Genomic DNA, 23,329 nt, shown 5'->3' with positions numbered 1-23,329 from the left:
AAGCGCTTGAAATCTCTGTTTTTATTGCATCTTGTTACCCAAAACCGCTGCGCACTTTTGGGCGACATGCACCATCGGCAACATGCTACGAAGCCTGACAGTATGGCGCAACAGCATCCGGATGGTCACGCCATCGCGGCGATTTGCGCGGCAATCCTTGCCTGATCGGCGTGGCAAACCTCCCCCACCAGCCGTGCCATCGCGCCCGGCACGATCTCATGCGACAACAGCCGGTCAGGATCGACCGGGCGCGGCATGGAGATTTGCCCACGCGGGATTCTCTTGAAGCCGAGCGGGCCGTAATAGGGCTCGTCGCCGACAAGCATCACCGCCGGCATGCCGGCCTTGGCGGCGGCCTCCAGCGCGATCGCCACCAGCCGGCGGCCAATGCCGAGATTCTTGTAGGCCGGCCGCACGGCAAGCGGTCCGAGCATCAGCGCGCGGCCGGCGCCGGCCGCGATGCGCGTCATGCGCACAGAGGCGACGACGATATCGCCATCGACGGCCACGAAGGACAGAGCGCGTTCATGCGGGCCGCCCTCACGGATCTTGTAGGCGCCCAGCACGAAACGGCCCGGCCCGAAGGCTTCGTCGTTGATGGTTTCGATTTCGGGGTCATGCGCCGGAGTTTCCGGCAGGTATTTCACGTCGGCAAGGCTCATGGTCTTTGCGTTCCGGGTAGACGGGGAAAGGTTTGCTGCAAACGGCAGCGTTCGCCAGTCAGCGCTTCATCAAGCGCGGGCGCCCTTTCGTCGTCGGTCGAACCGGATCAAGGCAAAGTCAAGCATCGGGATTTTCCGCTAGCACCAATCTTCAGCCACTGCAATCGGCCGTTTGCTGCCGCCATTCGTTTGCCGCCTTCGTTTGCGGTCATTCGTCTGCCGCACCGGGCGATTGACGAACTGTTCAACGCCTGGCGATTTCCGCATCGTCGGTTTGTGCCTACATCCCTACGAAGAGGAAAGGACATCACATGGGATTGCTGGTCGACGGCAAATGGCAGGACAGCGGGTACGACACCAAGGCGAGCGACGGCGAATTCGTGCGGGCGCAGTCGCGATGGCGCGACTGGGTCACGGTTGACGGCAGGCCCGCCGAAGGCCGCACGCGCGGCTTCAAGGCCGAGCCGGGCCGCTACCATCTCTATGTCTCGCTTGCCTGTCCCTGGGCGCACCGGACGCTGATCTTTCGGGCACTGAAAAAGCTCGAGGACGTGATTTCCGTCTCGGTCGTCCATCATTTCATGGGCGCCAACGGCTGGACCTTCGTGGCCGAGGACGGCGCCACCGGCGATACGCTCTACGGCCTCGACTTCCTGCATCAGATCTACACCAAGACCGATCCCGCCTATTCCGGCCGCGTGACGGTGCCGGTTCTGTGGGACAGGCGAGAACAGACAATCGTCTGCAACGATTCCTCCGAGATCATTCGGATGCTCAATTCAGCCTTCGACAAATGGGGCGATGCCAGCCTCGATTTTTATCCGAAAGCACTGCGCGGCGAAATCGACGCGGTCAACGCTCTGGTCTATCCATCAGTCAACAACGGTGTCTATCGCGCCGGCTTCGCCACCACGCAAGCGGCCTATGAGAAAGCGTTCGGCGAACTGTTCGCGGCGCTCGACCAGCTCGAGGATCGCCTATCTCGCCAGCGTTATCTCGTCGGTGACCGCATCACCGAGGCCGATTGGCGGCTGTTCACCACGCTGGTCCGCTTCGACCCGGTCTATGTCGGCCATTTCAAGTGCAACCTGCGCCGCATCGCCGACTATCCGAACCTGTCGAACTATCTGCGCGACCTCTACCAGGTCCCGGGCGTCGCCGGCACGGTGAGCCTGCACCACATCAAGGCGCACTATTACGGCAGCCACGCAACGATCAACCCGACGCACATCGTGCCGGTCGGGCCGGAACTGGACTACGCGGCGCCGCATGATCGGGCGCGGTTCAGGAAGGCAGCGTGATCTACCAGAAGGGCGATGCCGCCGCGCCGCTGAAAATCTCGGCAATCCGCCGCAACGTGGCCGGCGTCGTTGCTTCCGGCAGGCGGTCGAGCGGAAAGAAGCCGGCTGCGGCGATCTCGCGGTCCGGCAGCTTCGGCGCCGTCTGATTGAACTGCTCGACCAAATAGAGGCCGACATGGTCGCGGCGGCTGGCCCGACGGTTGAAATGCATCGATTTCAGCACCGGCGGCGCGGTCAATGCAATATTGCCCTCCTCGGAGAGCTCGCGCGCCAACGCCTCGATCATCGTCTCGCCCAGCTCGACGCCCCCGCCGGGAAGCTGCCAGCCCGGTACATAGGTATGGCGAATGAGGAAGACGGAACTGGACGTGCGATCGTGGATCAAGCCACGCACCCCAAGCGTCATCGGCCGCCGCAGCACGAAGTACAGATGAAACAGCCTTGCCCTGAGACCCGGCCAGCCGGTCTGGCGGAAAGCTTGCTCCGGATCGGGCCGCATCATCACCCACGAAACCGTGGGTGGAAAGCAGCGCGTGCGTCGCTTATGAAGGAGGGATGTTCAGGCTCGCGCATATTTCCGATATCCACTTGGGACCGCTTCCCGGTGTAACCTATCGCGATCTCGCCTCCAAGCGGGTGGTCGGTTACGTCAACTGGCAGCGCAATCGCCGCCGCCACATGCGCGACGCCGTCATCGACACCATCGTCGCCGATATCAAGGCGAGCGCACCCGATCACCTTGCCGTCACCGGCGATCTGGTCAATCTGGCGCTCGATGGCGAGATCGAGATGGGCAAGCACTGGCTGGAGACGCTGGGCTCCCCCGACGATGTGTCGGTCGTTCCGGGAAACCACGACGCCTATGTGCCCGGTGCTTTCGACAAGTCCTGCCGGTCGTGGACGGCGTGGATGACCGGCGACGGCGTCAATACGCCGGTCGACCGCGAAGCCTTTCCCTATCTGCGCGTGCGTGGCAACGTCGCGCTGATCGGTGTCACGACGGCGCGGGCGACGGCTCCGTTCATGGCCAACGGCTTTTTTCTGGAAGACCAGGCGGAAAGGCTGCGGGACGTGCTCGATGCCACGGCCAAACGCGGGCTGTTCCGGGTGATCATGATCCACCATCCGCCGGTGCGCGGCGCCGTTTCGCAGCCCAAGCGGCTGTTCGGCATTGCCCGCTTCCAAAAGGTCGTTCAGCGGCACGGGGCCGAGCTTGTGCTGCACGGCCATTCGCACGAGCCGACGCTGTTCTCGATCAATGGGCGCGGCGCCAAAATTCCAGTGGTCGGCGTCGCTGCCGCAGGGCAGGCGCCAGGCGGCAGGCGTCCAGCGGCGCAATATAATCTGCTGGAGATCGATGGTGAAATAGGCAACTGGCGGCTCAGGCTGACGCGACGTGGCCTGACCGGGCCGGCCATCCCGCCTGCCGATCTGGAGGTTGTGGAGCTTGGCGCGGACGCTATGGCGTGAAACTCAGTCCCATCGCAACGAGGCGGTCCCAGAACAACACGATCGATACCGCCAGCCCGACCAGGGCGCCGGCAGCGATCAGGCCGAGACCGGAGAGAAAGGCTGACCAACGCTTGCGGCGCTTGACGGATCGCAGCGGCGGCTCGGCTTCCGGGACCAAGGCACGTTTCAGGCCGGCAGCCTGCTCGACCCCGCCTTCCAGCATTCTCTGGCGTTCGATGACGCGCTCCGCGACGTAGCGCGTCACCTGATCGGCAACCGGTTTCATCTCGGTCGATTCGGCGAGCACCACGCGGCCGATGCGCGTGTCCTTGAGGAAGCGATAGGTGCGGCGGTCGCGCCCCATGGCGACATGGCTGACGGCGTCGATCCAGAGGCGCGGCTGCAGCCCGGACGAGACGGCGAAGTCGAAATTGTCCATGTCGGCGGGCACGTCGGCGAAGACCGGCGCGAGTTCGGCGGCAAGCAATTCGAGCCGCATGCGATGCGCTTCGCGCATGTCGACCACGACGTCGTCGCGGTCGGCGAAAGCGTTTTTCACGTCGCGGATGGCGTCCGACAATTTTCGCGACTCATCGGCCTGGCTTATGGTCTCGGCTGCATCCTTCATCGGCGTTGCCTCGCGTTTGGTTAACACCGAATTAACATAGTCGTTGGCAAAATGCAGCAAAATGCGCTTGCGAGATCGATAGGCGGCTTGCAAAATCCGGCCCGAAGCCGCGCTTTGACAGGGATCAGCCCGCTGCGGGAGCGGAGTTTGGACGAAGCGGCCTGCTGCGGCGTTTCATGTTGCGGCGGACGATCTCGGCGATCAGGCCGGGCGCTTCCTCGACCAGCATATGGCCGGCCTCCGACACGTGGTGCAGGTGGAAATGCGCCGGCAGACCATCGGCCTGGCTGAAGGGCAGCACCGCGTCATCGGTCCCCCAGACCACAATCACCGGCATATCCAGTGTTTCGAGCCGTTCGTGCGGGATGACGCCCTGCCGATCGTCCCTGGTCATGGCGGCTGCGATCTCGACAAGTTTGTGCAACTGGCCGGGACGCGCGCGCATTGCGCCAAGCACATCCACGATGCGCTCCGAGGGCGGGCTTTGCGGTCCGGACATGGCGGCGAGGCAGGCGCGAATTTCACTTTTGCCGGCTGCCGCTGCGTAACGGCGCAACAGCGGGCCATTGATCTCAGTGCCAAACCCGCCCGGCGCCAGAAGCGTCAGCGAGGCTATCCTTGCGGGTTCGGCCAGTGCCATCAGCACAGCCGCCGCCCCGCCCATCGAATGGCCGACGAGATGCACCCTCCTGATTCTGCGAGCGGCGAGGTCTGCAAGAACAGCCCGGGCGGCTGTCCTGGCCGGGCCGCCACCCGGGAAATCGAGGGACAGCCCATGGCCCGGAAGATCATAGGCCAGCGTCCGCGAACCAGGTGCCAGTGTCGAAATCACCTCGTGCCAGTCGCCGTGGCAACCGCCGAAGCCATGCAGAAAGACAACCGTCTTCGGGCCGGCGCCCCGTTCGGCAACGTAAAGCGATGAAATCATGAAATACTATGGTTTTATGCGAATTCGGATGTGGCTGGATTGTGTCTTGTACCAAGTTTTTCGCGATCGGCCGTGCTGGTCGGAAGGACTAGCTGGCATTGCCGAGCCCGGCGGCACGCAAAGCCTCGACCAGCCGCTCGGTCAGATCGGCGGGGTATTTCCGCTCGACAAAAGCCGCGCGCGGATCGGCAGCGAATTTCGGGAACTTGACCGTCAACTCGTCCAAAAGTTCGTGCGCCAGATGATCGCGACCGGCGGCCTTGGCAGTGATCAGCCGCGCAGCCAGATAGTGCGATTTCGTCGGCGTCGCTTGCAGCGCATCGCTGGCAAGCGCGGCCTTGTTCATATCGCCAGCCATGAACTGGCCGACGAAAAGCCCGTAATCCCACCAGGTCGGATGGGCGCTGGAGGTTTCGGCGGCGTGAGCAAGGATCGGTGTTCCCTCCCTGTACCTGCCGGCGAAAATCAGCCCGTAGGCATAAGCTGCCGCCATGCTGAGGTCGTAAGGGTTGAGTTCGTAGGCCTTGCGCATCCAGCGGATCGATTCCTCCGAATTGCCGAGGCGGGAATTGAGATAGCCATAGGCACGGTGGGCATAGGGGCTGGTCGGCCCCATCTGCACGGCGCGACGGGCCAGCGACATCGCCTGTTCGATCGTTGCGCCGGCTGGATAGGCGTAGTGATCTGTGCCCGCCTCGAGATGCAGGGTCGCCAGCTCCGAAAAGACGAGCGACGATTTCGCATCCCGATCGACCAGGATTTCGAGGCAGCGATAGGCAGCCTCATGGGTTTTGGCGCCCTGGTCGAGATAGTATTTGTCGTTGAGCAGCAGACATTCGGTCAGGCCGGTCTGAAGGCCGCTCTGTTCGATATAGTTGTAGATCGCGCCCGGAGCCGGAACGGCCGAACTCAAAATGCCGGCGACACTGTCCTCGACGGTGGAGGGTGTGCTGTCGGCGGCAGTCAAGTTGCGTGACAGCAGGACCCGGCCGGTCGCCACGCTTTGAAGCTCCAGAGTGACATCGCCTGCCGTTGGTCCCGGCAAGACATCGAACACGAAGCTGATCGCATCGGCGACAGGATCGGGCGGGCCGTCAGCATCGCGACCGATGAAGGTGACCGTGTCGAAGCGGCTGAGGCCGGCGCGCAGCGATGCGGCGACGCGGGCAGCCTCGGCACTGTTGGTTTTCACCGCAATGTAGACGAGCGGAAGGCTTTCAGCCGGAGCCCATGGCGCAATGCTGCCGGTTGCCACCGCATTTTCAATCGTCGGCGCGGCATCGCTTCCCGCCAGCAATGCGCTGCTTCCCTGACGAAGGATCAGCACCCCCAGCATGGCGATGACCAGAGCGATCGCCAGCCAGAAGAACTGGAGATGACGCAGCAGCGAGGGTGCCGGCTGGCGAACGACGGGGGACGATGCGGCAGGTGCGGCCATGACGGGTTCTTCGGGCGATTCCGGCAAGGTGGCCGCCGCTTCGACGTGTTCCGCCGACGCCGGCTCGACCGGCAGGCGGATCGCGTTGAGTTCATAGGATGGAACATAGCCGCCACGCGGAATGGCAATGCGGATCGGCTCGGCAACACCCTCATTGGCAAAGTAATGCTGCAGAAGCTCGCGCAGCCTGCCCGCCTGCACCCGCACCACGGCGTCGGTCGACGGATCGAAATCGCCGTCCTTGCCGAAAACATCCATCGCGATGGAAAAGCCCTTGAGCTTGTCGGCTTCGCCTGCCTGCTCGCGCTCGACCAGATAGCGAAGCAGCTTACGCGCTCGTTCGGATCTCCCGAACGTTTCGCTGGCTAGCAATCGCTCCAGCGTCTCGCGCACTGCGGGGGCGGCAGGCGTGGCATGCTGCAAGTGTCGATCCTCTCGAAGTCGGCACAGGTTAAGACGCAATCATATAGCGCCTGCACTGCCATACAAGCATGCATCCATTATGCGATCGCGTACCCCACCGGATAATATTCCGGTGGTTAATGGCGCGAAAGACTGGAGCAGGATGATACCATCCGGGGTCATCTTGCTCCAGCTCAGCTCCTCTAGTCGGCCTTTCCGCCGACGATGCGATTGGCGGCGGAAACCACGGCTTCCAGCGAAGCGGCGACGATATTGGTGTTGATGCCGGCGCCGAACAGCTTGCCGCCGGGATGCTCCATCTCGACATAGGAGATGGCCGAGGCATTCGAGCCGCGCTGCATGGAGTGCTCCGAATAGTCGAGCACCGACATCGGCACGCCGACATGGCGCGACAGCGCCTCGACAAAGCCGTCGATCGGGCCGGTTCCGGAGCCTGATATCGTCACCTCCTTGCCGCTGTCGAGGATGATCGCCTCCACCGCGCGCCGCCCCTTGATCTCGATGTCGGGATAAGTGTGGTGGTCGAGGAATTTCAGCCGCGCGCCGGGCTGATCGACGTAGGTCTCGAGAAAGCGCTCGTAGATGCGCTTGGCCGGCACCTCCTTGCCTTCGGCGTCGGTGATCGCCTGGATCGCCTGACTGAACTCGATCTGAAGGTTGCGCGGCAGATTGAGGCCGTAGTCCGCCTGCAGCACATAGGCGATGCCGCCCTTGCCGGACTGCGAGTTGATGCGGATGATCGCCTCGTAGTTGCGCCCGACATCGGCCGGGTCGATCGGCAGATAGGGCACTTCCCAGTACGGCGTGTTGGCCTTGCGCAACGCCTTCATGCCCTTGTTGATGGCGTCCTGGTGCGAGCCGGAAAAGGCAGTGTAGACGAGTTCGCCGACATAGGGATGGCGCTCGGGGATCTTCAACTGGTTCGAATATTCGTAGACGTCCTTCATCCGGTTGATGTCGGAGCAATCGAGCTCGGGATCGACGCCTTGCGTGTACATATTGAGCGCCAGCGTGACGATGTCGACATTGCCGGTGCGCTCGCCATTGCCGAACAGCGTGCCTTCGACGCGGTCCGCGCCCGCCATCAGGCCGAGTTCGGTGGTGGCGATCCCGGTGCCGCGGTCGTTGTGCGGATGCAGCGAGATGAGCAGGTTCTCGCGGTTGTCCAGATTGCGGCACATCCATTCGATGCGATCGGCATAGATGTTGGGTGTCGACATCTCGACCGTGGACGGCAGGTTGATGATCAGCCTGTTTTCCGGCGTCGGCTTCATGATTTCGGTGACGGCGTTGCAGATTTCCAGCGCCACTTCGAGCTCGGTGCCGGTAAAGCTCTCCGGCGAATATTCGAAACGATAGAAGCCGCCGGCCTTCGCTGCCATGTCGGTGATCATCTTGGCCGCATCGGTGGCGATCCGCCTGATGCCGGCGACGTCCTTCTCGAAGACGACGCGGCGCTGCAGTTCGCTGGTCGAATTGTAGAAATGCACGATCGGGTTGGTGGCGCCCTGCAGCGCCTCGAAAGTGCGGGTGATCAGTTCCGGCCGGCACTGCACCAGCACCTGCAGCGAGACATCGTCTGATACATTGCCCTCTTCGATGCACCAGCGGGCGAAATCGAAGTCGGTCTGCGAGGCCGACGGGAAACCGATCTCGATCTCCTTGAAGCCCATGTCGAGGAGCAGGGCGAACATGCGCGCCTTGCGCTCGTGGCCCATCGGATCGATCAGCGCCTGGTTGCCGTCGCGCAGGTCAACCGAGCACCAGATCGGGGCCTTGTCGATGACTTTCGAAGGCCACACGCGGTCGGTGAGACCGACGGTCGGATAAGGTTGGTATTTGCGGGCTGCCTCCGGCATGCCCCGGGCATCCTTGCCCATCTCCCCGCTGTCTGAGCGGATCTCTTCTCGTGCGTTCATTGTCGTCTCTCCCGGCGGCTCGCGGGATCCGCCTTCAGGCGGATTTGGTGCCGAGCGGCGCCTTTACCAGATGTTCATTCGCTAGATGTGACTTGCCAATTTTGAGACAGGCCAAGGAGCATGCGCGTGAGCGGCGGTTCGACCGCCGGGCGCTCCTTCAGCGAACCCGGCGATCGCCGATAAGGCCGAGCAGCAGCAGAGCGGAAGCAAGCGCGCGCACGGTCTCGCCAGCAAAGCCGGTCTGACGGGAAGCGACGGAGGTGGCGCGGTTGGTCATGGCGGTTTTCATACAGGAGCAGCCAAAGCGAGGCAAGTGGGGCCGAACGACAGTGTCGTAAGCAGATGAGTTGTCCGGATTAGGTAGCACGTGAGTTGTCCGGTTTTGTTGCCAGCGCATGGAGGCTGGGGATGAAACGGACAGCATGCCAACCCAGCGTCGAACACTCGCCGTCCATAGCGACATCGGCCGTCTCTCGATCGAACCCGGCGCCGACTGGAACAAAAAGCTTTCCTGCGTTGTTCTCGAACCGTCCCCGATGTTCGAAGGGGCTGGTTTATACGCCGGCGGCAGGCGCTCGGCGGGCACGCAAAGCCAAGGGTTGGCGAGGCAAATGGATCCTGACGATCTCAACACAGAACGGATCGTCACTGTGTTCGGCGGGACAGGTTTTCTCGGGCGCCGGATCGTGAAGCGGCTCCTGGAAAGGGGTTTCACGGTCCGCGCCGCATCCCGCCACCCGGCTCGTGTGGGCCAGGTTTTTTCCTCGACGGCAAGGCCGCCCGAAGCCGTCGAGGCGGACATATTGGATGCGTCCTCGATCGGGACGGCCATTGCCGGATCACAAGCGATCGTGAACGCCGTCAGTCTCTACGTCGAGCAGGGCGCCCAGACGTTTGAGCGCGTGCATGTGGAAGCCGCAGCTGAACTTGCCGCCGCGTCGCGCGCTGGCGAGGTCGACCGGTTCGTCCATATTTCGGGGATCGGCTCCGATCCTCAATCGGATTCGAACTACATCAGGGCACGTGGGCGCGGAGAAGAGGCGGTGGCGAGCGCATTTCCCGGCGCCATCATTGTGCGTCCCGCCGTCATGACGGGACCTGACGACGTTTTCCTCACGACGATTGTCAGGCTGATACGTCTCTTGCCGGTTTATCCGCTGTTCGGCGATGGTGGCACACGGCTTCAGCCGGTCTATGTGGAAGACGTCGCAGACGCAGTCAGCCGGCTGATCGGCGGGCGAAACCACAAGGGCTCATCGATATTCGAATTCGGCGGCCCGCGCATCTACACCTATAAGGAACTGCTGCGGGAGATCGCCCGACAGCTCGATACCCACATCAGGCTGATGCCGGTGCCGTTTGCGGCGTGGGACGCCTTGGCCGGCGTCGCGGAACTCCTTCCGGGAGCGCCGATAACGCGCAACCAGGTCGATCTTATGTGGCACGACAATGTGGCCGCAATCGGCGCGCCGGGCCTGAAGGAACTCGACATCGCGCCGCGCGATATCGAGGAGGTGATCCGCTTGATCGAACGGCGCGCGTGAGGCTGCTCGGGCTCGTCTCCTGCTTGGCAGGACTCTACGATCCTGCCGGGAACCTATCGCCATGCGGCGGGTTGGTCGAGTTTGAACCAATGAAGAAGAAGGAAAAGAACCATGGCCAGATGCGATCAATGCGGAAATGACTATGACAAGGCTTTCGAAGTGACGCTGGCTGAGGAAAGCTATACGTTCGACAGCTTCGAATGCGCGATCCAGAAACTTGCGCCGCTCTGCCCGCATTGCGGGTGCCGGATCATCGGACATGGTGTCGAACAAGATGACATCATCTACTGCTGCGCACATTGCGCCGCGGAGGAAGGTGCAAGCGCGCTGACCGATCGCGCGCCTTGATCGCCCGCATTCCCAGTGGCAAGCGACGGTGCCGGTCGTCGAGCCTAGCTGTCCTTCCTCGGTTTCTCGGCGACGATATTGCCGCGCTTCTTCCACTCCGAGAAGCCGCCGCGCAGGCTGCGCGCGTCAAGTCCCATCTCCTGCGCGACCTTGGCGGCGAGCAGCGAGCGCCAGCCGGACGCGCAGTAAAACACAAAGGTCCTGGGCTCGGCGAATATCGGCTTGTGGTAGGGGCTTTCCGGGTCGATCCAGAATTCGAGCATGCCGCGCGGCGCATGGAACGCGCCGGGGATCATGCCCTCGCGCTCCAGTTCCCGCGGATCCCGGATGTCGACCATGACAACGCCGTCGGGAATAGTCGCCATCTCCGCTGCCTCGACCGAGCGGACGACCGCATCGGCGTCGGCCAGAAGGTCCTTGTATCCCTTCGGCATGGTCAGCGCCCCATCGCGTAGAACTCGTCGTTCGGCCTCATGCTGGTGACGTTGGCCAGCCGGTTTGACATGGCGAAGAAGGCGGCGATGGCCGCGATGTCCCAGGCGTCCTCGTCGGTCAAGCCATGCATCTTGAGGTCCGCGATGTCCGCGTCGCCGACCTCGTAGGCGCGCGCGGAAACCTTCATGGCGAAATCGAGCATCGCCAACTGGCGCGGGGTGATGTCGGCCTTGCGGTAGTTGGTGGCCACCTGATCGGCGATCAGCGGGTTCTTTGCGCGAATGCGCAGGATCGCGCCATGGGCCACCACGCAGTACTGGCACTGATTGGCATTGCTCGTGGCCACGACGATCATCTCCCGCTCGGCCTTGGTGATCGGGCCGGGTTTGTCCATCAGCGCGTCATGATAGGCGAAGAAGGCGCGGAACTCGTCCGGCCGATGCGCAAGCACGAGGAAGACGTTGGGCACGAATCCCGACTTCTCCTGCACGGCGAGTATCCGTTCGCGGATGTCGTCGGGAAGGCCGACGATCTCGGGAACGGGGAAGCGGCTTATGGCTGGCGCGGTCATCTGTGTTCTCTCCCTTGCACGGCCGTCAATGCGACCAGCTTTAGGCCGTCGAAGGCTTTTCTGCGAGCCTCATGGAAGGGCTGAAGTCGGAACGGCCGCGCGCCGGCCAGGTTGAAAGGTGCCGCCCCAGGACCATGGCTGCGAAAGTCAGGAACATTGCTCGACACGGGCTTATTGGCAGGCACGGAACCGTGGTAGCAAAACCGTGACCAGCGAAAGCAACAAAAGGGCGGTTTGGCCGTTCTGATCAGCCGCACAAGCGGCGGGGTATCCGAAGACATGACTACGCCGCAAATCCTGTCGTTCGCCGTTATCTTCATAATGATGGCGGCGCTCGTATGGGGTCGGTATCGATATGATCTGGTTGCAGCCGCGGCACTGTTGTCCGCACTCGCGGTTGGCATCGTGCCTTTTGACGAGGCCTTCAGCGGGTTCAGCGACGATATCGTGATCATTGTCGGCAGTGCCCTGCTGGTGAGCGCAGGCATCGCACGCTCGGGCATCATGGAAGTCGCCATCAGGCGGTTCGCTCCGAACCTGTCGGGCGTTCGCTCGCAACTGGCGCTGCTGGTCATCGTGGTCACGATCCTGTCTGCCTTCGTAAAGAACATCGGTGCGCTCGCGATCATGATCCCGATAGCTTTCCAGTTCGCGCGCCGGTCGAGCGTTTCACCGTCGATATTCCTGATGCCTATGGCGTTCGGGTCGCTGCTCGGCGGACTTATGACGCAGGTGGGGACATCTCCCAATGTCGTTGTGTCGCGGGTGCGGGAGGAACTGACCGGCACCGCCTTCACAATGTTCGATTTTACACCTGTTGGAGCCGCGCTGGCCGCCGCCGGAACGATCTTCCTGGTGTCTTTCTATTGGCTGTTGCCGGTGCGCGAAAAGCTCGGCGGGTCGGTGAATGAAGCCATCGATATCAAGAATTACCTGACAGAGGCCCGGATTGTCCGCGATTCCACTGTGCTCGGCAAAACCGTCGCAGACCTCATGAAGCTTTCCGGCGGCGATGCTATCGTGACATCGATCCTGCGCAACCGGACCATGCGGATGACGCCACTGCCCGACGTTGTCCTCAAGATGAACGACATTCTGCTGCTCGAGGGCGACCCAGGGGCGCTGGATCGCCTCGTCTCCCAGGGCAAACTCAGCGTTACGGGCAGCAGGGCCAGCGGGGATGACACGACCGGCGAGCTGGTCGCTATCGAAGCCGTCATCGGTGAAAACTCCCCGTTGATCGGCTGGACGGCCCAGCGCCTTGCCCTCTATCACCGCTTCAATGTCAACCTCCTGGCTGTCAGCCGTCACGGCGAGCGCCCCGACCGCAGGCTGGCCGAAATCCAGCTAAGGCTGGGCGACGTCATCGTGCTGCAGGGCAATGCAGCGACGATACCCGAGATACTGCGTGAACTCGGCTGCCTGCCGCTGGCAGAAAGGGCTATCCTGCTTGGCAGCGTCCGCAAAGGTGTTGTGCCGGTAACGATCCTTGCTCTCGCCATGGTGGCGACTGCGCTCGGGCTGCTCCCGGTCTCCGTCGCTTTCTTTACGGCCGCGGTCGGGATGGTGCTTTTCAAGGTCATCCCGGTCCGGGACGTCTACCAATCGCTGGATGGGCCAATCCTCGTCATGCTCGCCGTTCTCATTCCAGTGAGCGATTCGCTGCGCAGTACGGGGGCGACAGGCATCATTGCCGGCGAGCTTGCCAAACTGGGAACCATTCTTCCGGCGCCCGGCGCCTTGATGCTCATCCTTGTCGCCGCCATGGCCGTTACGCCATTCCTCAACAATGCCGCAACCGTTCTGGTCATGGCGCCCATCGCCGCCGCGTTTGCCGGCGATCTCGGCTACCGGCCGGAAGCATTTCTGATGGCAGTCGCCATTGGCGCCGGCTGCGATTTCCTCACCCCGATAGGCCACCAGTGCAATACGCTGGTCATGGGGCCGGGCGGCTACCGTTTCAGCGACTATCCGCGCCTGGGACTGCCGCTATCGTTCCTCGTCGTCATTGTTGCCGTGCCGATGCTCATGATCGTTTGGCCGATGAGCTAATATATGCTCCTCGCCATCCTCAAAAGAGGCCGAGTGTTTGCAGCAGGCTTTCGAATGTGACCTTGGGTTTCTTATCGGTTTGCCTATCCGGGTACGTATAGTCTTCGGACGACTGCTTGCGTATGTTGCTCGGGCTATAGCCGAACTGCTGCGTGAAAGCTCGACTGAAATTCGCCGCTGAATCAAAGCCGACTGCTAGACCAACTTCGGCGACCTTTCGGGTGTCGGAAGGATCCGCTAACATTGCATGAGCTGCGGATAGACGTCGTCGACGAATGTAATTCGCAACGCCGCCGGACGTTTCGAAAAGCTCATAGAGCCGTGTCCTCGAGGTCGCCAGTTGCCGGGCGAGAGCATCCGGTGTCAGGTCGGGCGAGGCAAGATTGCTCGAAATGAAGCGTCTCGCCCGCGTCATCAATCCGATTTGTGAGATCTGATCGTTGCCGTCATCGCGATCCACCAAAGGTGTAACCGCGTCGAATACCATTTGCCGCAAGCGGTCCTTGATTCTAGGAAGGTCGTCTTGCGTGAAGCGATCGAGATTGGCTTCAACGCTTGACATAAGATCGATCAGCAGTTTGGCCCGGTGTCCACCCAAAACGACGTTGTTGCTCGCCGCCGGCAAGCTACCTCCATCGGCAAACAGATCGACGGGAACGATCAGGCTGATCGACTCCGTTGCCAGCGCCCGCCCGCTAAACGGATGCCCGAGCGACCGGATTTCAATCATGCCCGGTTCATTTTGCGCGACACGTCCGTCAACTCCGGTCCAGGTGCGACCGGCGCGGAGAACGGTGATCTGCCAATGGTCAATTGGACTGAACCGCACCGCGTCTGGCGAGCGTTCGTAACTGAAGGCCGGAACCGTTTGTTGCAACAAAAGCATGCCGCCCAGATTCCACACCGCCTGCTGGACGACAAATCCATCCTCGGGATTCACATTGTTCGGCAGACGCGAATCCATCAATATCGCCATATGCTCCCGCCAGGCAGCAAACTGCTGGACTGGTGGAAGGATTTCCGTCTCAAAGCGTAACGACGTCAGGACGGCCTTCTCCACCTCATCCTCACCGAGTGGATCCTGCGACATGCGCGGCCAGCGGCGACGTTCGACAGATGTCGGCTCCCTGTCGTTAGGTGGGACCGTCTTATCCGACATCATTGCCTCCAGCCACGACCCGGAAGTCCGCGACGTCGCGCTGCTTCAGGAGATATGCCACGTCATCGCCATGGGGAGGAACTGACCGACCGCATAGACAACATTCCGACCCTGCCAACTTGTATGGAAGAACGACATGCGTCGTCATCTTCGAAGTGTATCGTTTATAAGAAACAAAATCATTGGCTATATTTAAGGATCCCTGGTTGTAAAGTAGTTAATTATATCGCGCACCAAGTCAACAAAGCTTAGCCGTTAGCGGATCGATCCTGAACCGACCATGAATGGGTTTCTTGGCTCGCTTCGAGATAAAGGCCTTTGGCAGCACCGATCTCGGCACAGGCAATAGAATCGCCTGAAGCCCACCGTCTCCATCAAAAAACAAATGTCTGCGGCGGTCAGCTGCAAAAATGGACGATGTGAAAAGTTTCCGGATTCCCTGATATCGCAACGTAGGAACCGGGGAGGTATTGGACATCATCAAATTCACTTGAGAAAGAAAACCTGAAGTCTCAGTGCATTCTAGACACCTACATGTCTTCATTTTAGCGCTGATGGTTAACGAATGAGGTGTTCCAGTGAGTATAGCATTTCATCCTACAAATTTGAACTCTGCTCTTTCATCGCAACGGAGGGTACTTGTCGCGGGCGGGGCCGGCTTTCTCGGATCACATCTGTGCGAACGTCTTTTGCAAGACGGCCATTCTGTTATCTGCGTAGACAATTTTTCCACGGGGCGGCTTGAGAATTTGCGCCACCTCCTGAACTACGACACGTTCAGCTTTGTGCGCCACGATATCGTGGAACGGCTCGATCTGCCGGTCAACGAGATCTACAATCTCGCCTGCCCGGCTTCACCGCCGCACTATCAGGCCGACCCGGTCCATACGTTGAAGACGAACGTGATCGGGTCGCTCAATCTTCTGGAACTGGCAGCACATTACCAGGCGCGGATTTTCCAGGCTTCCACCTCGGAAGTCTACGGCGATCCCCATGTGCATCCGCAGCCCGAAAGCTATTGGGGCAATGTCAATTCCTTCGGTCCGCGCTCTTGTTATGACGAAGGAAAGCGCTCTGCCGAGACTCTGTTCTACGATTTTCATCAGCAATACGGCGTCGACATCCGTATCGTGCGCATCTTCAACACCTATGGTCCGCGCATGCGCCCGGATGACGGCCGGGTCGTTTCCAACTTCATCGTGCAGGCGCTCAAGGGCGAAGACATCACCGTTTACGGCGACGGGTCGCAGACCCGTTCCTTCTGTTACGTGGACGATCTGATCGAAGGCTTCTACCGGCTCATGTACAGCCCTCAGGCGATCCATACGCCTGTCAACATCGGCAATCCCGGCGAATTTACAGTCCGTGAGTTGGCCGAGCAGATCGTGGGAATGACCGGCTCGAGCTCCAAAGTCGTCTATCACCCGTTGCCCGTGGACGATCCGCGCCAGCGTCGGCCCGACATCACAGTGGCCCAGAGAGAACTTGGATGGGAGCCGACCGTGGCGTTGGCCGATGGGCTGAAGTCAACGATCGCTTATTTCGAACGGCAGTTGAGGAAGCCCTCCGGAAAGCTGGCGGAGGCCGCCTGATGTCCGGCAAGAACGTACTTGTCGTTGGTGGGGCCGGCTTTATCGGCAGCCATACAGCCAAGCTTTTGGCCAGGCAGAGTTATGATCCGATTGTCTACGACAATCTATCCACGGGTCACCGGTCAGCCGTCCGATGGGGCGCCTTCGTTGAAGGCAACATCCTTGATTCGGAGCGGTTGACCCACGTCATGGATGAGTATCGCCCTATCGGGGTGATCCATTTTGCTGCATCGGCCTATGTCGGCGAATCCGTAGAGAAACCGGCAAAATATTATCAGAACAACGTCAACGGGACCCAATCGCTGCTGGACGCCTGCCAGAGAAGCGGAACGCGCAATATCATCTTCTCGTCAAGCTGCGCCACCTACGGCATTCCGGATCGCTTGCCGATCCGCGAAGGCGAGAGCCAGCGCCCGATCAATCCTTATGGACGCACGAAGCTCATCGCGGAGCAAATGCTTGCCGATTATTCGGCTGCCTATGCGCTGCGCTACGTGGCGCTGCGTTATTTCAATGCGTCCGGCGCGGATATCGACGGGGAAATCGGCGAAACCCACGATCCAGAAACACATCTCATTCCGCGAGCCATGATGGCCGCTGCAGGCAGGATCGATTTTCTCGAAGTCTATGGCCAGGATTACGATACGCCCGACGGCACCTGCATTCGCGACTATATTCATGTCGCGGATCTCGCGCGCGCGCATGTGCTGGCGCTCGAACATCTGATCAACGGCGGTGGCAATCTGGCCGTCAATCTTGGCAGCGGGCGTGGTACATCCATCAAGGAAATTCTCGAAGCGATCAGCCGGCTGACAGGTCGTAACGTGCCGGTCGAGATGCGCGCTCGTCGTGCGGGCGATCCTCCGGTGCTTTATGCCGATCCGGCGCTCGCTGCCGAAAAACTTGGCTTTCAGGCGCTCTATTCCGATCTCGATACGATCATTCGCACAGCGGCTCCCTTCTTCGGGCTCGAGGTGCGCTCATGAGCACGCCGCGCATCGCGCTGTCCGTTGATAGGGAAGAACCCCTGATGGTGCCGGTCTTCACCGGCCGAAAGCGCGTCGAGTACATTATGGGCGCGGTTTTGTGGGCGATGGCCGTCGCATTCTTCTGGCAATGGTGGGTTTTCGGAGCCACCCACACCAACATGGTCGGCTCAATTCTGGTGACGGCGCTTCTGGCGTGGGTAACGCTTTTGCCAGTCTACTTCATCACCATTTTCTTCAATGCACGCCGGCCGCACGGACGACTGCGTATTTCCGCAGGAAGTCGCGTTGCCATGGTGGTCACCAAGGCTCCATCAGAACCTTTTGAGGTGGTGGCCGAAACCTTGCGGGCCATGTTAGCCCAGAACGTGCCTCACGACACGTGGCTGGCCGATGAGGATCCATCGCCCGCAACGCTCGCATGGTGTCGCGAACATGGCGTATTCGTTTCCACCCGCAAAAATCGCGCCGATTACCATCGCCAGTCCTGGCCCCGCCGCACACGCTGCAAGGAAGGCAACCTGGCTTTCTTCTACGATCATTATGGCTACGACCAATATGATTTTGTGTCGCAGCTCGATGCCGATCATGTTCCCGAACCGGACTACCTATATAACATGTTGCGGCCTTTTGCCGACCCGACAATCGGTTATGTTTCCGCGCCCAGCATTTGCGATCGCAATGCACATGAAAGCTGGTCCGCGCGTGGCCGCCTCTACATCGAAGCGAGCATGCATGGGTCACTGCAAGCCGGATACAACAATGGCTTCGCGCCCGTATGCATCGGATCGCACTATGCGGTGCGCACTGCGGCACTGAAGGAAATCGGCGGGCTGGGGCCAGAACTCGCCGAGGATCATTCCACAACGCTCTTCATGAATGCCTATGGCTGGCGAGGGGCTCACGCGCTTGATGCCATCGCCCATGGCGACGGCCCACGGACGTTTGCCGATCTTGTAACGCAGGAGTTCCAGTGGTCGCGGAGCCTGGTGACGATCCTGTTGCAATACTCACCAAAACTGATCGGACACTTGCCGCTGCGTTTGAAGGTTCAATTCCTATTTTCGCAGTTCTGGTACCCGCTTTACGCCTTCTTTCTTGCTCTGACATTCCTGTTGCCCGTGATTGTGCTGGTCAAGGGCGATAATTTCGTCAACGTCACTTACCCAGAGTTTCTGCTCCATTTCATGCCGCAGTCGCTTATGATCCTGCTTTTGGCATTCTGGTGGCGGTCGAGTCGCACATTTCGGCCTATCGACGGCAAGATTTTTAGTTGGGAAGCGATGTTGTTTTTGCTGGCACGCTGGCCGTGGGTTCTGGCTGGAACCTTTGCCGCGTTCCGTGACTGGATGACCGGATCCTTTGTTGATTTTCGCGTCACGCCAAAAGGCACGTCCGAAGTCGATCCACTGCCGTTTCGCGTGCTGGCGCCGTATGCCTTCGTGGTCCTGATCTCCATTCTGCCGGTCGTGTTCGTGCAGGATGCGTATCAAACGCGCGGCTTTTTCGTCTTCGCCATCATCAATGCTTGCTTTTACTTGCTGCTGATTTTCATGATCTTGCTGCAGCATGGCAGGGAGAATAACGTGCGGATGAAAAGCCGCGCCTATCGCCCCGCGCTGGCAAGCAGTTTCATGGCCCTTTTGATGGTTACCAGCTTCGCCACGGTCGAGCGTGGACGCGACGGCATTGAGGCGCTCGCCTGGGGAACCAAAAGCTTTTCCCTGTTCGACGACAGATTCTCAATTGCAGGGGCAGGCGTCGGTGGTCGCGCTGTTCACAAGACCATCTTCAATCCACGTTGGCGCACTCCCAGCAATTCAAATCAGCGATAGAAGGCAATCAACACATGAAGATCGCAATCATTGGAACAGGCTATGTCGGTTTGGTCAGCGGCACATGCCCGGCCGCACTGCCTCATGCGACCGAACACGCCCATCGAGGACAAACGGCGGGCACCGCTCATCTCGAGATGGCAGGAGGTTCCGGTGGCAGTTTCTAAATCTGAAAGGGCTCTATTGCTGTCAGGTTTCCGGATGCTGACAGCAGTCGCTTGGGCAGTGTCCTGCATTGCTGCACCGGCCTTTGCCTCTTCCTCACAGGTTTCCGTTCTGCCGGAAGGGGCACGTCGCATGACAGCAGGCGAAATCTACGATCTCTATAGAGACAAGAGCTGGCAGTGGGACAGCGGAGCCGGACGAATGGTGGGCGCGGACCGGCAATTTTCCGCATGGACCGACGGTGAGACGGGCAAATCCTGGGCGGAAGGCCGCTGGATCATCACCGAGACAGGTTGGATGTGTCTCAACGCGACATGGCATTCCGAACAGGGTGTATTTCCCGCCAAGACCTGCTTTTCGCATCGCATCGATAATGGAACGATCTATCAGAAGCGCGAGCCCGGTGGTGAGTGGTATGCGTTCCGTAACGCCGAGGTCCACCAAGGCGACGAGGCCAGCAAGCTAGTGTCCACCGATCTGGTTTCCCGTCAACTCGATGCCATCAAAGCCGCGCTTGGTGCGGCACAGCAATCTGAACAGTAAGAAAGGGAGGGGTCCTTGAAAAGTCTCTTTAAACTATCAGCAGCCTTGCTTTGCGGCTTATGCATTTCCGGTGGTGTTTATGCAGCCAGCGGCGTGTCGGGAGCGAGTGTCGACAGCCGCAATCAGTTTCGGGATAAGCGTCCCATCATCACGGCTGACTCTGTAACCCCCGGCGCCTACGATCCGCATGCGGATTATACCAACGATTCCAACTCAAAAATCGAACACCTTTTTCTTCCCTGGGAAGATGTGGATCTGGCAACGCTCAGCGCCGCAGATGCCTATGCGCGTGAGCGTGGACGTTCCCTGTTGATCACAGTCGAGCCGTGGTCCTGGGCGCGGGACTGGCGTGTAGGTCCTGAGGATTTGCTCGCCGGGATTTTGGGCGGGCGCTACGATGCCAATATGTCAGCGGTCTGCTCTGCGGCGGCGCAGCTGAAAAGCCCCGTCACTATCCGCTGGGCGCAGGAAATGGAAGATAATGACGGGCAATTCACCTGGGCTTTCTGGAAGCCTGAAGGTTATGTGAACGCCTACAGGCATGCCATCGACATATGCCGCAAGCACCTTCCGTCGGCCCAATACATGTGGTCACCGAAAGGAGAAGAAGGACTGGAAGCTTTCTATCCTGGCGACAAGTATGTCGACATTATCGGTCTGTCCGTCTTTGGCTATCAGCCCTATGACAAGCTGGAGGTCGGTCGTGATACGACTTTTGTGGAGCGCACAAAGCCGGGTTATGACCGTGTGACGGGCTTCGGCAAACCAATCGCCATTGCGGAGCTTGGCTACGAAGGTAACGACGAATATGCTCGTGACTGGGCCGCGGAAGCAAACAAGCCGCATGCCGAGTTCCCGGACATGACAGCCGTTGTCTACTTCAACGATCTTGAAGTCTATCCATGGCCGAGAAAGGTTGGCCGGCCCGATTGGCGCGTGGCCAACCATCCGCTGGACTGATCCAAGTCGTTCGACAGAGTGGTTCGGCTTTCACCAGATGGCCGAACCGCTCCATCCCTTTATTTCTATGCGGTTCCAACGCAGGACTCTTACGCAGTCTTACTGGAATTGCCTTGGTGGAGAGGAAGTAAAATGTTTTCGATCCGTTCGATTATCTCAAGTGCGGTGCTGTTTGTGTTCTTGCTTGCAGGAAATGCCTACGCCGCTCCCAAACAACCGGCGGGCGACGCTATAGAAAAACGCGCCGCTGCCGCGACGCCGATGAAGGCCTCAGCGGTTGAAAAGCTCTATGCCGGCCGCACCTGGAAATGGCAAAACGGCGGTGGGTTCTATTCTGCGGAGACAACTGCTCGCGGGCTGTTCTCTGCAAATAGGAAGCCGTTCGCCGCTTGGTCGCGCAAACGGGCAGCATGGTCCTATGCGGAGGGAAACTGGTATGCGACCAATGGGGGCAAGCTCTGTATGCGCGCTATCTGGACCAGCAAAGTAGCGAAAGGGAGTCTGGCCAGAAACGGTGCAATCACATGTTTCCTGCACCGTGAAAAACATGGCGTCGTTTATCAGAAGCCTTCCACCGGTGGGAAATGGTATGTCTTTCGTCACAATCCCGCTCGCCGGGACGATGAGGCGCGCAAACTGGTCAAAGGTAATCGGGTAAGCAAAGAAGTTTCGCATCTTAAGGCGAATTCTCGATAACCGCGCAAAAACGGAGCCGCCGCGGCTTCAGGCTCAGGCGCGGCGGCTTCTGTCAAAACCAGGTCCAACATTAAACGCCCGGCTGATTCGAGCCCCTTCGAGTGTAGCAACGCGCTTTCTGACCAAAGCCGCTCGGAGTGCAGACATAGCTGTTGCTGTTCAAGTACCGGGATGCTGATACTTTAACGACCTTGCCGACGGGTTTCTTGTTGTAGCGAACATCGTTGTTAACCCGATATTTGACAAGGTAGACGGACCGTGTCTCTCTCTCTGGCTTACGCAATTCGCCTGCTCGCGCGTTTGCGCCGAGAGCCACGGAAAAAGCAAGCCCGATCGCTGCAATCGCCACTCTTCTAAAACGGTTCCGATGCGCAGTAGAAAACGTCATGTGCTAGCCTCCAATGTTTTTGTTCTGGAGTGCGTTGTACCCACAGGACTTTAGGTTCTGGTTTGAACTATCTTGATAAATTTAGACAAAATGTTGCATTCCTCATGCAGAGAGATCGGCCTTGGACTTGGCTTCGGCGAGAGCGTGCCGGCATCGACAGCTCCTGCAGGCAGTCATCGCGCGGGCCTGCAGGAATTCTGTGCGCGAGGCCATGATGATGGAAAGGAAAGAATCATCGCTTGGCTATCGAGAAACTGCTGGACCAGCTGCTTGCTGGTCGACACGCCTTGCACATACAACCCCGCAAGCGTGGCCACCAAGGCCCGCTCCGAACGCTGGCAACGCTCGAACAGCCCGGTGGAGAAGCGGCCAACCCGGTCCTACGGAATCCGCAGCTCAAGCTTGCCGACGCGGGTGACAAGGGTGCGGCCGTAATAAACTCGAGCGGTAGCCGAGCCGCTCCAGCGTCCACTCGCCTTCGAGGCACTCAGCGCCTCATCCCGCCGCGCCCCACTGGATTCGAGAAAAGGGCTGCCACCGATCGGCCACCATTGCAACACGCTCGCCATGGGATCGGGCGGCTACCGTTTCAGCGATTATCCACATTTGGGACTGCTGCTATCGTTCCTCGTCGTCATTGTTGCCGTGCCGATGCTCATGATCGTTTGGCCAATGAGCTGATATGCGGCGGACGGATCAATCCTGGCGGCCTTCGCGGGTCCACAGTTCGGAAAATGCCGGATTGGCTGGGGCGCCAGGATTCGAACCTGGGATTGTCGGTACCAAAAACCGATGCCTTACCACTTGGCTACGCCCCAGCAGTCGGAACATGCCCGCTGCGCGCGGCCTTATAGGACGAGCCGACGGAAAGCTCAATGGCGAGCAAGTGTCGAGAACGGAAAGTGCGCGGAACTGATCCACCGGTTCCCGCAGATTGGCGTCGCGTATCATCGTCTGCTGTCGGGCGATGGCATCTATTCACCCCAACTGCCATTTCATTGCCGGCCGGATCGAAGAAATGGAACCGCCTGCCGCCGGGAATGAGAAGATCGGCTTGGGGTCGTGCCGCCGGCATTTTCGACGGCCAGCGTTTCGAGTTCTCCGGTCAGTCATGGCGTTACCAATTGTTCCTGTTTTGTCCTCTTCAACTGGCCGCCGAGCCGCAAGTCTTTTTGTCATCGCTTTTTCTTAATCGATTGTAGAAGCCGGCTGGCTTGCCGACGGCTTGCCTTTCGCACTGCAGCATCATATCGCTCGTGTAGCGACACGGCGGAACTTCGGCCTCGTCAATCTTTTCAATCTCC

21 protein-coding genes, 1 tRNA gene and 3 pseudogenes are annotated in these 23,329 nt (G+C 60.0%); 12 read left to right on the top strand and 13 right to left on the bottom strand.

Annotated features, from left to right (window positions below; all coding sequences use genetic code 11):
• Nucleotides 1-125: 125 nt before the first annotated feature.
• Complete coding sequence (locus AC0L28_RS03830; protein WP_128174312.1) at nt 126-662, bottom strand: GNAT family N-acetyltransferase; 537 nt, start codon at nt 660-662, stop codon at nt 126-128.
• Nucleotides 663-973: 311 nt separating this feature from the next.
• Here AC0L28_RS03830 and AC0L28_RS03825 point away from each other — a divergent pair, with 311 nt between their 5' ends.
• Nucleotides 974-1,963 carry a glutathione S-transferase family protein gene (locus AC0L28_RS03825; protein WP_473475624.1) on the top strand — a complete coding sequence of 330 codons (990 nt, stop codon included), beginning with the start codon at nt 974-976 and terminating at the stop codon, nt 1,961-1,963.
• A 1-nt stretch (nt 1,964) separates the two neighbouring features.
• Here AC0L28_RS03825 and AC0L28_RS03820 read toward each other — a convergent pair whose 3' ends face one another.
• Entirely contained in the window at nt 1,965-2,465 is a 501-nt protein-coding gene (locus AC0L28_RS03820; protein ID WP_031254497.1) for an NUDIX domain-containing protein, read from the bottom strand.
• 53 nt (nt 2,466-2,518) lie between these two features.
• Between AC0L28_RS03820 and AC0L28_RS03815 the strand changes: the two genes are divergently transcribed.
• The gene (locus AC0L28_RS03815; RefSeq protein WP_023797927.1) at nt 2,519-3,433 is read left to right on the top strand and encodes a metallophosphoesterase family protein; all 915 of its coding nucleotides are present in this window, start codon (nt 2,519-2,521) and stop codon (nt 3,431-3,433) included.
• Here the strand turns inward: AC0L28_RS03815 and AC0L28_RS03810 are convergent.
• The 4 genes from AC0L28_RS03810 to leuA form a co-directional block, all read right to left on the bottom strand.
• The gene (locus AC0L28_RS03810) at nt 3,423-4,043 is read right to left on the bottom strand and encodes a hypothetical protein (protein WP_023797926.1); all 621 of its coding nucleotides are present in this window, start codon (nt 4,041-4,043) and stop codon (nt 3,423-3,425) included. The genes AC0L28_RS03815 and AC0L28_RS03810 overlap by 11 nt on opposite strands.
• A 124-nt stretch (nt 4,044-4,167) precedes the next feature.
• Entirely contained in the window at nt 4,168-4,971 is an 804-nt protein-coding gene (locus tag AC0L28_RS03805; RefSeq protein ID WP_287311149.1) for an alpha/beta fold hydrolase, read from the bottom strand.
• Between the two features lie 88 nt (nt 4,972-5,059).
• On the bottom strand, nt 5,060-6,832 hold the full coding sequence (locus AC0L28_RS03800; RefSeq protein ID WP_287171531.1) for a tetratricopeptide repeat protein: 1,773 nt from the start codon (nt 6,830-6,832) through the stop codon (nt 5,060-5,062).
• 182 nt (nt 6,833-7,014) lie between these two features.
• On the bottom strand, nt 7,015-8,751 hold the full coding sequence (leuA, locus tag AC0L28_RS03795; protein WP_287171532.1) for a 2-isopropylmalate synthase: 1,737 nt from the start codon (nt 8,749-8,751) through the stop codon (nt 7,015-7,017).
• Between the two features lie 422 nt (nt 8,752-9,173).
• Between leuA and AC0L28_RS03790 the strand changes: the two genes are divergently transcribed.
• On the top strand, nt 9,174-10,295 hold the full coding sequence (locus AC0L28_RS03790; protein WP_473475616.1) for a complex I NDUFA9 subunit family protein: 1,122 nt from the start codon (nt 9,174-9,176) through the stop codon (nt 10,293-10,295).
• 111 nt (nt 10,296-10,406) lie between these two features.
• On the top strand, nt 10,407-10,643 hold the full coding sequence (locus AC0L28_RS03785; protein ID WP_023797920.1) for a hypothetical protein: 237 nt from the start codon (nt 10,407-10,409) through the stop codon (nt 10,641-10,643).
• Nucleotides 10,644-10,687: 44 nt separating this feature from the next.
• On the opposite strand, the gene AC0L28_RS03780 is transcribed toward AC0L28_RS03785, so the two are convergent.
• Both AC0L28_RS03780 and AC0L28_RS03775 read right to left on the bottom strand, forming a co-directional pair.
• Nucleotides 10,688-11,077 carry a rhodanese-like domain-containing protein gene (locus AC0L28_RS03780; RefSeq protein ID WP_473475612.1) on the bottom strand — a complete coding sequence of 130 codons (390 nt, stop codon included), beginning with the start codon at nt 11,075-11,077 and terminating at the stop codon, nt 10,688-10,690.
• Between the two features lie 2 nt (nt 11,078-11,079).
• Nucleotides 11,080-11,649, bottom strand: a complete 570-nt coding sequence (locus tag AC0L28_RS03775; RefSeq protein WP_473475609.1) for a peroxidase-related enzyme — start codon at nt 11,647-11,649, stop codon at nt 11,080-11,082.
• A 279-nt stretch (nt 11,650-11,928) separates the two neighbouring features.
• Between AC0L28_RS03775 and AC0L28_RS03770 the strand changes: the two genes are divergently transcribed.
• Nucleotides 11,929-13,701, top strand: coding sequence for an SLC13 family permease (locus AC0L28_RS03770; protein WP_287280558.1), 1,773 nt, complete (start codon nt 11,929-11,931; stop codon nt 13,699-13,701).
• A gap of 19 nt (nt 13,702-13,720) precedes the next feature.
• On the opposite strand, the gene AC0L28_RS03765 is transcribed toward AC0L28_RS03770, so the two are convergent.
• Nucleotides 13,721-14,863 carry a helix-turn-helix domain-containing protein gene (locus tag AC0L28_RS03765; RefSeq protein ID WP_473475606.1) on the bottom strand — a complete coding sequence of 381 codons (1,143 nt, stop codon included), beginning with the start codon at nt 14,861-14,863 and terminating at the stop codon, nt 13,721-13,723.
• Nucleotides 14,864-15,438: 575 nt separating this feature from the next.
• Between AC0L28_RS03765 and AC0L28_RS03760 the strand changes: the two genes are divergently transcribed.
• The 6 genes from AC0L28_RS03760 (at nt 15,439) to AC0L28_RS03735 (ending at nt 21,637) form a co-directional block, all read left to right on the top strand.
• On the top strand, nt 15,439-16,452 hold the full coding sequence (locus tag AC0L28_RS03760; protein ID WP_473475604.1) for a UDP-glucuronic acid decarboxylase family protein: 1,014 nt from the start codon (nt 15,439-15,441) through the stop codon (nt 16,450-16,452).
• Nucleotides 16,452-17,438: a UDP-glucose 4-epimerase GalE gene (gene galE / locus AC0L28_RS03755; protein ID WP_023797915.1), complete on the top strand. Its 987-nt coding sequence runs from the start codon at nt 16,452-16,454 to the stop codon at nt 17,436-17,438. Before AC0L28_RS03760 ends, galE begins: the two co-directional genes overlap by 1 nt.
• Nucleotides 17,435-19,273, top strand: coding sequence for a glycosyltransferase family 2 protein (locus AC0L28_RS03750; RefSeq protein WP_473475602.1), 1,839 nt, complete (start codon nt 17,435-17,437; stop codon nt 19,271-19,273). The genes galE and AC0L28_RS03750 overlap by 4 nt, the downstream gene beginning before the upstream one ends.
• 201 nt (nt 19,274-19,474) lie before the next feature.
• A complete protein-coding gene (locus AC0L28_RS03745) occupies nt 19,475-19,981 on the top strand; it encodes a DUF995 domain-containing protein (protein WP_128186964.1) in 507 nt (168 codons plus the stop codon).
• A 15-nt stretch (nt 19,982-19,996) separates the two neighbouring features.
• Nucleotides 19,997-20,941: a glycoside hydrolase family 26 protein gene (locus AC0L28_RS03740; protein ID WP_128169368.1), complete on the top strand. Its 945-nt coding sequence runs from the start codon at nt 19,997-19,999 to the stop codon at nt 20,939-20,941.
• Nucleotides 20,942-21,073: 132 nt separating this feature from the next.
• Nucleotides 21,074-21,637, top strand: a complete 564-nt coding sequence (locus AC0L28_RS03735; RefSeq protein WP_128169369.1) for a DUF995 domain-containing protein — start codon at nt 21,074-21,076, stop codon at nt 21,635-21,637.
• Between the two features lie 70 nt (nt 21,638-21,707).
• Here AC0L28_RS03735 and AC0L28_RS03730 read toward each other — a convergent pair whose 3' ends face one another.
• Both AC0L28_RS03730 and AC0L28_RS03725 read right to left on the bottom strand, forming a co-directional pair.
• Nucleotides 21,708-22,025, bottom strand: coding sequence for a hypothetical protein (locus tag AC0L28_RS03730; RefSeq protein ID WP_473475598.1), 318 nt, complete (start codon nt 22,023-22,025; stop codon nt 21,708-21,710).
• A gap of 269 nt (nt 22,026-22,294) precedes the next feature.
• A pseudogene (locus AC0L28_RS03725) lies at nt 22,295-22,534 on the bottom strand (transposase); the annotation flags it as partial.
• 22 nt (nt 22,535-22,556) lie between these two features.
• On the opposite strand from AC0L28_RS03725, the pseudogene AC0L28_RS03720 reads away from it, so the two are divergent.
• Nucleotides 22,557-22,706, top strand: a pseudogene (locus AC0L28_RS03720) (SLC13 family permease); the annotation flags it as partial.
• Between the two features lie 62 nt (nt 22,707-22,768).
• On the opposite strand, the gene AC0L28_RS03715 reads toward AC0L28_RS03720, so the two are convergent.
• Both AC0L28_RS03715 and AC0L28_RS03710 read right to left on the bottom strand, forming a co-directional pair.
• Nucleotides 22,769-22,843: transfer RNA gene (locus AC0L28_RS03715), tRNA-Gln, on the bottom strand.
• A 167-nt stretch (nt 22,844-23,010) separates the two neighbouring features.
• Nucleotides 23,011-23,110: pseudogene (locus tag AC0L28_RS03710) on the bottom strand (VOC family protein); the annotation flags it as partial.
• Nucleotides 23,111-23,329: the final 219 nt, after the last annotated feature.

This window comes from Mesorhizobium sp. WSM4847, from assembly GCF_055811335.1.
Note: the sequence above shows the minus strand (reverse complement) of the source record. Positions and strands in the feature narration are given on the sequence as shown.

Excerpts from the sequence above, each read along its gene's own strand:
- AC0L28_RS03805 (WP_287311149.1), bottom strand. The coding sequence starts at position 4,971 with ATGATTTCATCGCTTTACGTTGCCGAACGGGGCGCCGGCCCGAAGACG.
- AC0L28_RS03825 (WP_473475624.1), top strand. The coding sequence starts at position 974 with ATGGGATTGCTGGTCGACGGCAAATGGCAGGACAGCGGGTACGACACC.
- AC0L28_RS03790 (WP_473475616.1), top strand. The coding sequence starts at position 9,174 with ATGCCAACCCAGCGTCGAACACTCGCCGTCCATAGCGACATCGGCCGT.
- AC0L28_RS03785 (WP_023797920.1), top strand. The coding sequence starts at position 10,407 with ATGGCCAGATGCGATCAATGCGGAAATGACTATGACAAGGCTTTCGAA.
- AC0L28_RS03765 (WP_473475606.1), bottom strand. The coding sequence starts at position 14,863 with ATGATGTCGGATAAGACGGTCCCACCTAACGACAGGGAGCCGACATCT.
- AC0L28_RS03775 (WP_473475609.1), bottom strand. The coding sequence starts at position 11,649 with ATGACCGCGCCAGCCATAAGCCGCTTCCCCGTTCCCGAGATCGTCGGC.
- galE (WP_023797915.1), top strand. The coding sequence starts at position 16,452 with ATGTCCGGCAAGAACGTACTTGTCGTTGGTGGGGCCGGCTTTATCGGC.
- AC0L28_RS03820 (WP_031254497.1), bottom strand. The coding sequence starts at position 2,465 with ATGATGCGGCCCGATCCGGAGCAAGCTTTCCGCCAGACCGGCTGGCCG.
- AC0L28_RS03780 (WP_473475612.1), bottom strand. The coding sequence starts at position 11,077 with ATGCCGAAGGGATACAAGGACCTTCTGGCCGACGCCGATGCGGTCGTC.
- AC0L28_RS03750 (WP_473475602.1), top strand. The coding sequence starts at position 17,435 with ATGAGCACGCCGCGCATCGCGCTGTCCGTTGATAGGGAAGAACCCCTG.
- AC0L28_RS03745 (WP_128186964.1), top strand. The coding sequence starts at position 19,475 with ATGCTGACAGCAGTCGCTTGGGCAGTGTCCTGCATTGCTGCACCGGCC.
- AC0L28_RS03735 (WP_128169369.1), top strand. The coding sequence starts at position 21,074 with ATGTTTTCGATCCGTTCGATTATCTCAAGTGCGGTGCTGTTTGTGTTC.
- AC0L28_RS03730 (WP_473475598.1), bottom strand. The coding sequence starts at position 22,025 with ATGACGTTTTCTACTGCGCATCGGAACCGTTTTAGAAGAGTGGCGATT.
- AC0L28_RS03770 (WP_287280558.1), top strand. The coding sequence starts at position 11,929 with ATGACTACGCCGCAAATCCTGTCGTTCGCCGTTATCTTCATAATGATG.
- AC0L28_RS03830 (WP_128174312.1), bottom strand. The coding sequence starts at position 662 with ATGAGCCTTGCCGACGTGAAATACCTGCCGGAAACTCCGGCGCATGAC.
- AC0L28_RS03815 (WP_023797927.1), top strand. The coding sequence starts at position 2,519 with ATGTTCAGGCTCGCGCATATTTCCGATATCCACTTGGGACCGCTTCCC.
- leuA (WP_287171532.1), bottom strand. The coding sequence starts at position 8,751 with ATGAACGCACGAGAAGAGATCCGCTCAGACAGCGGGGAGATGGGCAAG.
- AC0L28_RS03810 (WP_023797926.1), bottom strand. The coding sequence starts at position 4,043 with ATGAAGGATGCAGCCGAGACCATAAGCCAGGCCGATGAGTCGCGAAAA.